Source organism: Rhodococcus sp. UFZ-B548, from assembly GCF_903819475.1.
Lineage (GTDB): Bacteria > Actinomycetota > Actinomycetes > Mycobacteriales > Mycobacteriaceae > Rhodococcus_F > Rhodococcus_F erythropolis.
This window is the reverse complement of record NZ_CAIJDS010000091.1, coordinates 1-12,470: the sequence shown is the minus strand read 5'-3', so window position 1 is coordinate 12,470 and position 12,470 is coordinate 1. Positions and strand designations below refer to the sequence as shown.

General features: G+C 62.4%; 15 protein-coding genes and 1 pseudogene. 7 read left to right on the top strand and 9 right to left on the bottom strand.

Annotated features, from left to right (window positions below; translation table 11 throughout):
- From H7C86_RS37770 to arsA, 6 genes and pseudogenes are all read left to right on the top strand, one after another.
- Positions 1-116 (top strand): annotated as a pseudogene (locus H7C86_RS37770) (arsenical-resistance protein); the annotation flags it as partial.
- Complete coding sequence (locus H7C86_RS35575) at positions 113-529, top strand: arsenate reductase ArsC (RefSeq protein ID WP_054186421.1); 417 nt, start codon at positions 113-115, stop codon at positions 527-529. The pseudogene H7C86_RS37770 and the gene H7C86_RS35575, both read left to right, overlap by 4 nt.
- 37 nt (positions 530-566) lie before the next feature.
- Positions 567-1,553, top strand: coding sequence for a thioredoxin-disulfide reductase (trxB, locus tag H7C86_RS35570; RefSeq protein WP_182263378.1), 987 nt, complete (start codon positions 567-569; stop codon positions 1,551-1,553).
- Positions 1,554-1,580: 27 nt separating this feature from the next.
- Positions 1,581-1,991, top strand: coding sequence for a low molecular weight phosphatase family protein (locus H7C86_RS35565; RefSeq protein ID WP_054186485.1), 411 nt, complete (start codon positions 1,581-1,583; stop codon positions 1,989-1,991).
- A 58-nt stretch (positions 1,992-2,049) separates the two neighbouring features.
- The gene (gene arsD / locus H7C86_RS35560; protein WP_054186484.1) at positions 2,050-2,457 is read left to right on the top strand and encodes an arsenite efflux transporter metallochaperone ArsD; all 408 of its coding nucleotides are present in this window, start codon (positions 2,050-2,052) and stop codon (positions 2,455-2,457) included.
- A gap of 16 nt (positions 2,458-2,473) precedes the next feature.
- Positions 2,474-4,231 (top strand): arsenical pump-driving ATPase, encoded by a 1,758-nt coding sequence (gene arsA / locus H7C86_RS35555; RefSeq protein WP_182263377.1) that lies wholly within the window; start codon positions 2,474-2,476, stop codon positions 4,229-4,231.
- Between the two features lie 28 nt (positions 4,232-4,259).
- Here arsA and H7C86_RS35550 read toward each other — a convergent pair whose 3' ends face one another.
- From H7C86_RS35550 to H7C86_RS35510, 9 genes are all read right to left on the bottom strand, one after another.
- A complete protein-coding gene (locus H7C86_RS35550; RefSeq protein ID WP_054186482.1) occupies positions 4,260-4,664 on the bottom strand; it encodes a hypothetical protein in 405 nt (134 codons plus the stop codon).
- Positions 4,661-6,718: a hypothetical protein gene (locus H7C86_RS35545; RefSeq protein ID WP_182263376.1), complete on the bottom strand. Its 2,058-nt coding sequence runs from the start codon at positions 6,716-6,718 to the stop codon at positions 4,661-4,663. The genes H7C86_RS35550 and H7C86_RS35545 overlap by 4 nt, the downstream gene beginning before the upstream one ends.
- On the bottom strand, positions 6,715-7,815 hold the full coding sequence (locus H7C86_RS35540) for a hypothetical protein (RefSeq protein WP_182263375.1): 1,101 nt from the start codon (positions 7,813-7,815) through the stop codon (positions 6,715-6,717). Before H7C86_RS35540 ends, H7C86_RS35545 begins: the two co-directional genes overlap by 4 nt.
- A 61-nt stretch (positions 7,816-7,876) precedes the next feature.
- Positions 7,877-8,563: a hypothetical protein gene (locus H7C86_RS35535; RefSeq protein ID WP_054186479.1), complete on the bottom strand. Its 687-nt coding sequence runs from the start codon at positions 8,561-8,563 to the stop codon at positions 7,877-7,879.
- Positions 8,560-9,444: a site-specific integrase gene (locus H7C86_RS35530; protein ID WP_054186478.1), complete on the bottom strand. Its 885-nt coding sequence runs from the start codon at positions 9,442-9,444 to the stop codon at positions 8,560-8,562. The genes H7C86_RS35535 and H7C86_RS35530 overlap by 4 nt, the downstream gene beginning before the upstream one ends.
- Positions 9,441-9,839 carry a site-specific integrase gene (locus H7C86_RS38130; protein WP_350318891.1) on the bottom strand — a complete coding sequence of 133 codons (399 nt, stop codon included), beginning with the start codon at positions 9,837-9,839 and terminating at the stop codon, positions 9,441-9,443. The genes H7C86_RS35530 and H7C86_RS38130 overlap by 4 nt, the downstream gene beginning before the upstream one ends.
- A 567-nt stretch (positions 9,840-10,406) precedes the next feature.
- Positions 10,407-10,826, bottom strand: a complete 420-nt coding sequence (locus tag H7C86_RS35520) for a hypothetical protein (protein WP_147343833.1) — start codon at positions 10,824-10,826, stop codon at positions 10,407-10,409.
- A 2-nt stretch (positions 10,827-10,828) separates the two neighbouring features.
- Positions 10,829-11,215, bottom strand: a complete 387-nt coding sequence (locus H7C86_RS35515) for a hypothetical protein (RefSeq protein ID WP_054186475.1) — start codon at positions 11,213-11,215, stop codon at positions 10,829-10,831.
- A gap of 244 nt (positions 11,216-11,459) precedes the next feature.
- Entirely contained in the window at positions 11,460-11,654 is a 195-nt protein-coding gene (locus H7C86_RS35510) for a hypothetical protein (protein ID WP_083471082.1), read from the bottom strand.
- Between the two features lie 7 nt (positions 11,655-11,661).
- Here H7C86_RS35510 and H7C86_RS35505 point away from each other — a divergent pair, with 7 nt between their 5' ends.
- A complete protein-coding gene (locus tag H7C86_RS35505) occupies positions 11,662-12,453 on the top strand; it encodes an RNA ligase family protein (RefSeq protein ID WP_259349424.1) in 792 nt (263 codons plus the stop codon).
- Positions 12,454-12,470 lie beyond the last annotated feature (17 nt).

Genomic DNA, 12,470 nt, shown 5'->3' with positions numbered 1-12,470 from the left:
TTGCCGGTGTTGTCGGCCCGCTGATCGAGGTACCGGTGCTCGTCGGGCTGGTCTACGTCTCCCTTGCTCTACGTAAACGCTTCACCCCCACTGACGGAAAGGTTTCAGCTCCATGACCAGCAAGCCCAGTGTCCTGTTCGTCTGTGTCCACAACGCCGGCCGATCGCAGATGGCCGCCGGTTTCCTGAGCCACCTCGCCGGCGATGCCATCGAGGTCCGCTCCGCCGGATCCGCCCCCGCGGACACCATCAACTCCGCCGCAGTCGAAGCGATGGCCGAACTCGGAATCGACATCTCCGCCCAGACCCCGAAGATCCTCACCGCCGATGCCGTGCAGGATTCGGATGTCGTGATCACGATGGGCTGCGGCGACACCTGCCCGATTTTCCCCGGCAAGAGCTACCGCGACTGGGTCCTCGACGATCCGGCCGGCAAAGGCATCGATGCGGTTCGCCCGATCCGCGACGAGATCAAGACTCGCGTACAAGCCCTGATCAGCGAACTCACCGCCCCGTCGGTATCGCGCTGACCACCCACGCCCCCTTCGATTCCGTGAAAGAGACACTATGACCATCCCGTCCACGGTCCATGACGTCATCATTGTCGGTTCCGGACCGGCCGGCTACACCGCTGGTGTCTACACCGCGCGCGCTGAGCTCGCGCCCCTGCTCTTCGAGGGAACCCAGTTCGGTGGCGCCCTCATGACCACCACCGTGGTCGAGAACTTCCCCGGATTCCGCGAAGGAATCATGGGCCCCGATCTGATGGAACAGATGCGCGAGCAGGCACTGCGCTTCGACACCGACATCCGCACCGAGGACGTCGAAGAGATCGATCTCAGCGGCCCGATCAAGACGGTCGTCGCGAACGGCGAAACCTACGCCGCGCACGCGATCATCCTCGCCATGGGCGCGGCAGCCCGCTACCTGGGCATTCCCGGTGAAGAACGCCTCCTCGGCCGCGGCGTCAGCGCCTGCGCCACCTGCGACGGCTTCTTCTTCCGTGACCAGGACATCGTCGTGGTCGGCGGCGGCGATTCCGCGATGGAAGAAGCAACCTTCCTCACCCGTTTCGCTCGCTCGGTCACCTTGGTGCACCGCCGCGAGGAGTTCCGCGCCTCACGGATCATGCTCGAGCGCGCCAAGGCCAACGAGAAGATCCGCTTCCTGACCAATGCCGAGCCCGTCGAGGTGCTCGGTGAGAACAGCGTCACCGGCCTCGTCGTGCGCGACACTGTCACCGGTGAAACTTCCACACTCGAGATCACCGGCATGTTCGTCGCCATCGGCCACGACCCGCGCAGTGAGCTCGTCAAGGGCCAGGTCGATCTCGACGACGTCGGATACGTGCGCGTCGCTCCCGGTTCCACCGCGACCTCCGTCGACGGCGTCTTCGCTGCCGGTGACCTGGTCGATCACACGTACCGTCAGGCGATCACCGCTGCCGGCACCGGATGCTCCGCAGCAATCGACGCCGAACGCTGGCTGGCCGACCGCGGCGACATCACCGCCAACACGCTCGACGCAGCCGGCCACACGGTCGACGCCGTCTGACTCCCACGCCCAGCGAAAGGAACTTCGATGAGCAAGCCTTCAGTGCTGTTCGTGTGCGTCAAGAACGGCGGCAAATCCCAGATGGCCGCCGGCCTCATGCGCAAAGCCGCCGGTGACCAGGTGGACGTGTACTCGGCCGGCACGAAACCAGGCTCGGCGGTCAACGCCCTGTCTGCCGAAACCCTCCTCGAGGTCGGGGTGGACATCACTGGTGAGACCCCGACGCTGATCGATCCGCAACTGGTGCGCGATGTCGACCTCGTCGTCACCCTGGGCAGCGAAGCGAAGGTCGATCCCGTCGCCGGTACCGACTTCGAGAACTGGGACACCGACGAGCCGTCCGAACGCGGCATCGACGGAATCGAACGAATGCGCCTGGTCCGCGACGACATCGCCTCCCGCGTCGACGCTCTCGCTGCCCGTCTAGCGACCCGCTGATATCGGAACCGCTAGCCGCACCATCGAAGACCCGCGAAGTAAGAAAGAGGACATCACCATGAGCACCATCGAAGTATTCGAACCCGCACTGTGCTGCAACACCGGCGTCTGCGGCGACGACGTCGACCAAGCGCTGATCACCTTCACCGCCGACCTCGACTGGGTCGCAAGCAACGGCGGCACCATCACCCGCCACAACCTCGCCAACGACCCCCTTGCGTTCGCCGGCAACGACACCGTCGCAGCATTCCTCAAAATTTCAGGCTCCGAAGGACTCCCGCTGGCGATCGTCGACGGAGTCACCGCCCTGACCGGCACCTATCCCACCCGCAACCAGCTCGCGAAATGGGCAGGCATCACCGAACCGGGCGCCGCGGACGCGCCGGCCGGGATCGCCATGCTCGGACTCGCCGACGGCTCGGCATGCTGCTCCACCGACGACGCCGACTCCACCACCTGCTGCTGAAAGCGCCGACACCGCAATGAAGTTCCTGAACGATGCGCCCCGATTCCTGTTCTTCACCGGCAAAGGCGGTGTCGGAAAGACCTCCATCGCGTGCGCGAGCGCGATCACCCTCGCCCGCGCCGGGAAGAAAGTGCTGCTCGTGAGCACCGATCCCGCCTCCAACGTCGGGCAGGTGTTCGGTGTGAGTATCGGCAACACCATCACCTCGATCCCCGCAGCGGCGGGGCTGTCGGCCCTCGAGATCGATCCGGAACAAGCCGCTGCCGCCTATCGCGAGCGGATCATCGGCCCCGTCCGCGGACTGCTCCCCGAGAAGGAGATCGCGGCGATCGCCGAACAGCTCTCCGGGTCCTGCACCACCGAAATAGCGTCGTTCAACGAGTTCACCGGACTGCTCTCCGGCCAAGGCGACATCACCGCGGGCTTCGACCATGTCCTCTTCGACACCGCTCCGACGGGGCACACCATCCGGCTGCTGCAGCTTCCCGGATCGTGGACCGAGTTCCTCGACGACGGTAAAGGCGATGCATCATGCCTGGGTCCGCTGTCCGGGCTCGAGAAGCAGCGCGCCATCTACGCCGACGCCGTTGCCGCGCTCGCAGATCCGCAGCGGACCCGCCTCGTCCTGGTCTCGCGCGCCCAGCGTTCGACGCTCACCGAAATCACCCGCACCCACCGCGAACTCGCCGACATCGGACTGACCCATCAGCATGTCGTGATCAACGGTGTCCTCCCGGCGCCGGGCGACGACACCGATCCGCTCGCGACCGCGATCCACCGGCGTGAACAAGCCGCGATCGCCGCCCTGCCAACCGAATTGGCGCAATTGCCGACCGATCAGGTCCCGCTCAAAGCGACCAACATCGTCGGCATCGATGCACTCGAGAGCTTCTTCGCTGCCGACCTCAGCCCGGTATCCGCGGCCTCAGCGGACCCGTCCCTGCAGCTGCTCAGTGCTCCGCTCTCATCCCTGATCGACGAACTCGACACCGATGATCACGGCCTGATCATGTGCATGGGCAAAGGCGGAGTCGGCAAGACCACCATCGCCGCCGCCATCGCTGTCGCCCTCGCCGAACGCGGCCACCAGGTGCACCTGACCACCACCGACCCGGCCGCACACCTGACAGAAACTTTGAACGGGGAACTCGACAACCTCCAGGTCTCCCGAATCGACCCCGCCGACGCCACCGAGCAGTACCGCAACCGGGTCCTGACCACCAAAGGCAAGAATCTCGACGACCGCGGCCGCGCGAACCTCGCCGAAGACCTCCGATCGCCCTGCACCGAGGAAGTGGCGGTCTTTCAGGCGTTTTCGCGGGTGATTCACGAATCGAGCCGCAAATTCGTCGTCGTCGACACCGCCCCGACCGGTCACACCTTGTTGTTGCTCGACGCCACCGGCTCCTACCACCGGGAAATCGCCCGACAAATGGGTGAGAACACGAACTTCACCACCCCGCTCATGCGACTACAGGACCCGAACGCCACGAAAGTCCTACTCGTGACCCTCGCCGAAACCACACCCGTCCTCGAAGCCGCCGGTCTGCAAGCCGACCTACAACGCGCAGGAATCGAGCCTTGGGCGTGGGTGGTCAACAACTCCCTCGTCGCAGCCGAACCGACCTCGCCGCTCCTGAAGCAACGCGCAGCCGGCGAGATCGCCGAAATCGGCAGCATCACAAGCCAATACAGCCAACGAACCGCCATCGTCCCGATGCTCGCCGAAGAACCCATCGGCACAGATGCATTGACGGCGTTGAGTAAGGCCTGACGGGAGTGCGGAATCGACTTCTGGCTGGTCATTTACGGGGGCTGGATATGGTGGCGACGGCCGTGCGTTGATGGAGCTCCGTGCGAAGTTGGTGCGCTTCGAGGCTGAGTTGCTGGATTTGTGACGAAGCTAGAGCGACTTGTTCGGTGAGTTCGCGATTACGCGTGCGGAGCTTCCGGTTCTCGAGTTCGAGATTCTGGATGTGATTGGGTGGCGCCGCGAGTGTGGGCGTACTGCGGTCGGTCTGCCGGTGCTTCGTCAGCACCTCGACTGTCTCTGGAAAATTGCGCCTCAGGGTGGTGTTCGCGATGCCGAGGCGGCGGGCGAGAGCAAGAGCACTGGGCAGGACTCCACGTTCGGCCGATTCGGCCAGTAACGCGGCAAGCTCCACGGATACAACTGCCGTGGTTGGCAATCCGCTGGGCGGGGTCATCGTGGGTCCGGGCGGTGGCGGTCGACGAATGCGTGAATCTGTGAGGCCCGTTCGGAGAGTTGGCTGTGTAGGAGCGGTGGGAGTGTGGGACGTTCACGAAGGGTGGCCGCGATTTTCTCGGCCTCTGCGTTCAGTTTCGTGAGGTTGCCGACCGTGAGCGCGACGTTCGTGCAGGCGAGCGGTTGACAGTGATCGAGCTGCGGAACTGCGCTCTTGTCGGCGCTGCTGTTCAGACACAGCGCTTTTCGGACATCGAAGACACATGTTGCGTATTCGCCTGGGTAGATGGCTCCGGCTTTGCCTTTCAGTACACGTGCGAGCCGTTTGGGGTCGGTGATCACAGCCCCGGTGAACTGGGGATGGCCGGCCAGCGCCGCGAGTCGTGTTGCGCCTTCTGCTGCGGCTGGACCGGTCAACGGGGTGTGGGCGTGTTGATCGATCATGGCCATAAGATCGTTGCCTCTCAGTAGCGCTTGCTCAGCTTCGACCTCCGCACGGAAACCTGAATCTGAGGTTCCGGCGTATCCTTCGAACATTTGAATGCTCAAGTGGCGGTATGCGATCGCGCCCGCTACGGCTCCGCCGGGTTGTCGGGCAATGAACCAGGCAAGTGTTCGTCGGAACTGTCGGGTGGACAGTATCCATGGTGCGCCGTTCACCGTGGGAACGATGTCGGTGCGTCCGTGGTCGGCGCAGTAGTTGTTGATCCAGCTGCACAGATCGTTGAGCTGCACATTGGTGGCGCAGGTGGTGAAAACTCGATTGGGGCGGAAACCACTGGCTTCGTCGCGCGATTGGGTGAGAAAGGTGAATAGATACTCGGTGCCTGGCCGGCGTAGTTCGGTGAGGACGTCGATGGCGCGGGCCACTGGCGCGCCGACTGTCCATGTGGCGTCGACGCCGTGTGGATCTTTGGCGCCCTTGAAGGCTGTGCCGGAAACTGTCCATCGGTATGGGGTTCCGTCGGATCTTCGGAGAACCGTGACGCAGCCGGGTCGCAGGCTTTTGACTTCACTTTCGCGCATGCCGGACAGATAGGCGACAAGGACGTAGCAGGCGGTGAGGAGCATCCGTGAGAGCACTCTCGCGGACTTGCTCGGATGGTTGTTTGCGCAGATCCCGTTGGTCCACGGCTTTTCGTCGAGTCTCCCCGAGATGGTTATAGGAAACCATGTGTACGGATCGACGCCGACCAGCTTTTCGGCAGCGGCGATCGATTCCCACTGTTCAGGTCTTCGGATGTCGCTGATGCCGGCCTCCGCGGCGAGGAGTGATCGGTTCACTCCTCGCCTCGTACCGGGTAGGGGTTGTCCAGTTCGGATGTAGCGATCGAGGACCTCCGTCAGGGCTGCGTGTGCTCCGGAGTTTCGGCCAAGAGCGGAGGGCTTGGTTCGGTTCTTGATGGGCCCGCTGTGTTCGAGGGCGGTCAGGATGTCGGGTGCGAAATCGTCGACGAATCTCAACGACCATGCAATGAGCGGACCGAGTACCTGTTCAGGGATGCGAGGGGTGATGTTTTCCGCGCGTGAGCGCGATTGCTGGGACCATCCCTCGGCTGCGTACTGAGGGTCGAAGTTGAGGGGCTCGGTCAGGGCGCTTCGATACCGCCACAGCATGCGCACTGCGCGTCGGGCGTTCTCGCGGTGGCCGGTGTCGGGGACATCGGCGAGTAGGAAGAGGGCGTAGTTTCCGAGCATCTCGGGAGACAGGGCGGCCAACGAAATTCTGGGACACGTGCCATCGGCCCAGATTAGAAACCGTTTAACCTGTGGAAACAGAGCGGTGACGGTGCCCATGGCCAGGCGATACTCTCCCAGCGGTAACGGTCCCGATAAGAGGGCGGCGAAAAGCTCTTTCGCGGTGCGCTGTTGACGGGCGGGGATGGTGGTGAAATCCAAACGCTCCGAACTCAGATGTGATTGCAGCTGGGCGGCGTCGAGTCGCCACACCATGTCCGCGTATCGAGGAAGGCGATCATCGGGGATATCGGGGCGCAGCGGCCGCCCTGTGAGTACATGGGGGCCTGTATCGCAGTGGGGTTGTGGTTCGGTCATGGGATGTCCCAGGGATGTTCGACGAGGTCGAGAAGAGCATCAGCAGGCTTGATCAACTCGGCGTGTGAGACTTGTCCCGGCGTAAATTTGGGGAGTACTTCATATTCGATGGTCACCCAGACGGGGCCGTAGCGGCTCCACCAGTCGGACTCCGATAGCACCGATCGCCGTTCGTAGAGCGCCTGCCGCAAGCCGAGCACAGCGGGAAGGTGACTTGAGGTGATGACGCAGTTCGCGCAGTGGAAGCAGTCGAGAAATGTTGTGCGACGACATATTCGGCCGGTCGCAGGGTGAGCGTCGGGGTCAGTGCAACCATTCCAGAGTGCCTCATGATCCGCAGGGACTGCCGCTTCCGGAACTACCTTCAGCGAGCCGCCCGCGGCCGCAAGTGCGCGAACATGGGCATCGAGCGCAGCGCTCTCGGCTTCGGCGATGGCAGCGGTGAGAGTTTCGGCGCTCCATTCTGCTGCCGAAGCGTCCCCTCGAAGGTAATTCCCAAATAGCACTTCCACACTGTTCGAGCGTGCTGCAGAGGGCAGATGACCGCCCAACCTTTTGACTCTGGCAACTTCGATAGTGGTCCGGATCCGGCCGAACGTCACCGTCAACGGCCGTCCCACCTCCGTTTCGCTCGGCGGATCTGTGAGCAGTGAATGCCCCGCCGCCCATTCGCTGGGCATGAGGGGTGGGTCGGACAAAGATGCGCGAAACGGACTCATGTGTTCAGCAATGCCGGTGATGCCGCCTGCGATTCCGTTGCGCCAGATCGACCACAGTGCAGTCGAATCCGTGTACGTTCGCCCGCGGGTCATCAATCGGTGCAGTAGCAGGTACAGCCCTCCCGGTGTGTCGAGTTCCCGATGCGGTGGACCGATTTCCCAGGTGACGGTTTCATGCCAGTGCTGATCGCCCCGACGACGTTTCGTCAGCTGTATTTGCACGGCCGTTCCTTCCAGGATCTGGTGTTCGGCTGGTAAGTCTTTGAGAGTTTCCACATTCCGGCCGGTCAGCGCGATCAGGAGAATGAGGATCGGAACGAGATCCCTCTTCAGGAGGAACAGTTGTTCTGCCTGGGCGAGTCTGCGCCGCCACGTCATAGACGGTCCGGCCGGGGAACGCGGAACGATTCCGGTGCTGGCGATCTTTCGTAGTTTCGCCCTATCTATAGCGGACAAGGACTTTTCGGTGGACTTTGGGATTGTTACCGGCAAGAATTCGTTCCGAAAACTCGATTCGTGACCGGGTTGCCGAGACGTCAGCGCGTGCAGCGCCGAGGATTCGCGTGAATTCTCCATCCGAGTATCCGGACGCATTCAGCTTTCTGAACTTCGGAACCGAACGTGCCAGAGCAGCGTGGATGTCGGGGGCGATCATCTCGCGCAACGGAGGTTCGATCAATACTCGCCGCAAAATTGTCTGGCACTCCAGCGATCGGTTGATACTGGCCACAGATGCTCGCTGCCGGAGATACCCCTGGACATGCCGCAGCGTGAGAGCGGACGGTACTGCTGGCGAATCGGGAACCAAGTCGAGATACCGCAGAAACGAGGAGAGGAGCAGCCAGATCGAACGCGCGGACGCTTCTGTCCGCAATGTTCCGGTCGGACCTGTGCGTCGGGCGAATGCATCGAGTGCCGGTCCGTGCCAGCCGGGCATGGGCCACTTGTCGGCGGAGAACGTCCGTGTCCGTCCGTCATCTCCGATGAACTGGACCGATGTGGTGCTCGCAGCGTCGGCCGGAGCAGATGCGGTCGACGGTTCGTGGCGTGGTGAAACGTCATACTGACCCGTGGGTGTCTTCGATGGTTGACCGGTATGAGTTCCGGCACCCGTGCGGGGTTTCACTGCGAGGCATTCGTGTTCGAGGCCAATGGATTTGGCGGCGCTGGCGGTTCCTCCCAATCGTCAGGCACCAATGCCATCCGGGTCTCCATTTCCAGCTCGGCGAGGGTGTGAAGGTAAATCATCGTTGTGGTGATCGAGCGATGTCCCATACGGCGCCGAACCCAGTCGAGGGGATCGCCGAAAATTCGTGTGTAGTGGCCACGTTGTTCCGCAGTCTGTTCGCGCAATGCCGCGATATGGCCGCGTTGAAGTTGTTCGAGGGTTACCACCGCAAAGGTATGGCGCAACATGTGTGGGTGCACGCGCAGAGGTATACCGACGTCGGCGCACCGGACGTTGGCCTCGTGGAACAGACCCTTCCACCTCGACACCGACACTGGCATTCCTCGTTCCGTCAGCCAGAACGAGGCGGGTTCCAATCCGCGATCACCGGCGATGTATAGGCGGCGCCGGTCGGTGTGGTCCAGATTGGAGACCTTTACGCGTGCCTTGACGCCGGCGTTCGTGTAGTCGACAGCGATAGGTTGGGCAGGGTCCTCGACGACGAGCGGGCGAGCGATTTTGTCGTACCGTCCGTGTGCGCGAGCGTCGTCGATAATCTGGCGGCGATCGACATCGCGGTAGTTGATCAGTTCTCTGACGATGGATTCCGGTATGTACACCCATCTGGTCGAGGAGCCTTTGGCGATGGCTACCGGGAGTCGGAAGCGTTGATAGGACACGGGCTGGTGCTCGGTGGGCAGGTCGAAGACCGTAAGTGCGGACTGCTCGGCGAGGCGTAGTCCGGTTCGCACCATGAGATCGCAGAACACCGCATTACGCGTCGCCCAGCGTCCGCGGAATGCGGGGCGAGGGAGACCGTCCGCGTTCATACCCTTCATTCCGGTGTCTCTCCATCGCCGATAAGAGGCTTGCGGAATCCACTCGATGTTGTCCCGGTTGACATCTCGCGAATAGGTCGTGGGACTACTTCCTTGATCGTCGATGCGGCCCGGGGTATGAGAGCGACCACTACGGGCATGGTGCGGGATCGGGTTCGCGGCGACGAATCCCTTGCGCACTGCCAGCGATAGAAGTTGTTGACTGCCGCGACTTCTCGGTTCCAAGTTGCTCCGGACACTCGTGGGCCGGAAGCATCGCGCCGTCGCCAGACCAGGTAAGCGACATGGTCGTCCTCATTCGCATCACGCCATGAGATGCCGCTCCGCGCTGAGGTGAGAAATGAAAGGAACGCGGCGATGTTGCGTGCATAGCCCTGCTGGCTGATCGGTGACATCGTGACGAAACTCGGGTTTCGGAAGTACGAATTGAGGTCCACGTCGTACTCGAACGACGGAGACAACAAAAACGGTGAACCGGGAAACGGGTCTTCTGGAAAGAAAATTCTTACGGCACCCTCCGGTGCACCGTAATCCGAGGGACGGGCTACACGAGTTTCGGTGATACACACTCGCCAGGAAGACAACAGCATCTCGGTTTCCCCTCTGCGGTCAATGACCGACGGTACACAAGCTCGCTTGTGTGAAGATTCACGCCACCACGGGCGACGGTAAAACAGGCTTGGACCTTTGGTTATGGGTTACTTCCGATGCGGTAAGCGCCGCACAATAGAACTGCCCCCACGGCGCACCGCGCGGGCGTGTGCCGGCGATCAGAGGGCCAGCGGTTCCCGAACAGAGGCGCGGTCAGGCGCCGGCGATGCTCTGCGATCCGCTGACCTGCACACGTTCCGGTCCCTCACCGAGAGGGAGAGTCCGGATACGGCGATGCCCCGACAACGTCGCCGGGGCATCGAGAGGTGTTCACCTGCCAACTTGTCAGCAAGTTAACATCACAGAATCGGTCAATCGCGCGTGCGCCTGGTCTTGGCCTCGCGCCGGATCTCGGGTGCGCAGGCGATGACCAACGCGACGGCGGACACCACGGCTAGACACACACCGCAGGCGACACCAGCAAGGTAAGGGGTGAAGGTGAGAAAGATGGTCGCGAGTGCGAACCCGCCCGCGATGCCGGCCACTCCGGCCCTGATCGTCGTTTCGCGCACTCGGCGAGTTGCTTTCGGAATCATGGGTTCGGCCCTTTCCTCCGTTTCCTCGGTGTCCGGCCAGGTCTGTGACCGAACATCAGCGCAAATCGGGCAGTAGCTTTCGTCTCTGGCATGCGTCCACCCTCGTTCGAGAACGGATTCGATGTCAGCGCAACCGTTTTCGTTCTCGCCGGCGGTGATTCCACACCCATGGCAGCTCAGATATGGCGACGTCATCGTCATCGCTGCTCGCCGTCGACGCTCGGCGGACTCACGGGCAGCAGTACCGCGGCGATGCGCGTCTCTTCCCATCGCGATGGCCGGCGGCTGACTTCCGATCTTCCATCGACGAGGTCGCTGAGCGATCGGGCAACCTGATCGTCGGTTTCGTAACCGTTCCCCCACATGCTGGCCGGCCCTCGAACACCGCGGTTGTTGTCGATGACTGTGTAGACGACACCCTCGCCTTCAGGGTTCGGCCTGGTGAGGATGACGAATTGGTGGTCGTCGGATACCGCACGGACGGTCCACCACAGGTCTGCCGGTTGAACGAACTGCACGCGGTGCCCGGCAGTGAGGGCACATGCCGTGATCGTCGAGGGTGACGATCGTGTTGCGATGCTCATGATGCTCTGCTCAGCTTTCGTCGAAGTCCAAGCGCAGTGCATCGCTCACGAACGCACGAGTGCGACTGGCCGGGTGAGTCATCGAGCGGCTCGATGACCTGCGCATCGTGTCCGAAATCGGGCGTTGAACTCAACGGGGTGTCCCCTGATCCGGAGGGCGAGCCGGCGCCCGGCCGGCCGACCCTTCGAGGAGTGAGGGGACGTGTCGTCTTCCCAGCTGAAAGACCTTTTTCGACCTATAGGATCAATGATCCGGACGATCGCACCCGGCGGACGTGCCCGGCGGTGCGTCGCGCTCTTCCGGTTTCTCCACGATGAGTGGCCTCACCCCAGCCTTGTACCGAAATCCCCACCAACCATTCGGCAACAGAACCATTCCGGCCTGACCCTCGTCAGGCGGCGGAGTCCAGCCCTCGTCCGGGGCAGGGGGTCGAGTCATATCGACAGTGTCTCAACCTCCCGAAAACAGCCGCGAAGCAGGACAAACCTGCGCACAGTGGAGAGATGAGCGCCGCCACAGGAAAACCGGTTCCGCCGATGCTCGCCACGCTCGGCAATCCACCGACGGGGGAGCGCTGGGCCCACCGACGGGGGAGCGCTGGGCATTCGAGTCGAAATGGGATGGCCAAAGAGCAATAGCAACAACAGGTTCCGTGCATCCGATGCTCTGGTCGCGCAACGGCAACAACATCAGCGCATCATTCCCCGAGATCGTCGATGCACTCCGCTCGGTGCTCGAACACCGAGAAACCGTCCTCGACGGGGAAATCGTCGCTCTCGGACCCGACGGTGTCCCGTCCTTCTCCCTGTTGCAGCGCCGGATGCACGTTCTGCGGCCCACCGCTCAGCTCCGCAACGAGGCTCTGACCTCGTACTATGTGTTCGATGTCCTCGACGTCGACGGAAAGTCGACGACCGAGCTTCCTTACCTCGAGCGCCGTGAAGCGCTCGCCAACCTCAGCCTCGAACATCCACGCATCAAAGTCCCACCACACTGGCTCAACGTCGACGGACCGACCATGTTGGAAGTCGCGAAGAAACACCATCTGGAAGGTATAGTCGCCAAGAATATTTCCTCGATCTACCAGCCAGGCAAGCGATCTCGCGACTGGATCAAAACGCCTCTGAGAGCTAATTGTGAGGCCGTAGTGTGCGGCTTCCTCCCCGGCTCGGGAGGTGCGGCAGGAGGAGTCGGATCGTTGATCCTCGGCGCCCACGACGATACCGGTAATGCGTGATAATCAAACGTGTCGAA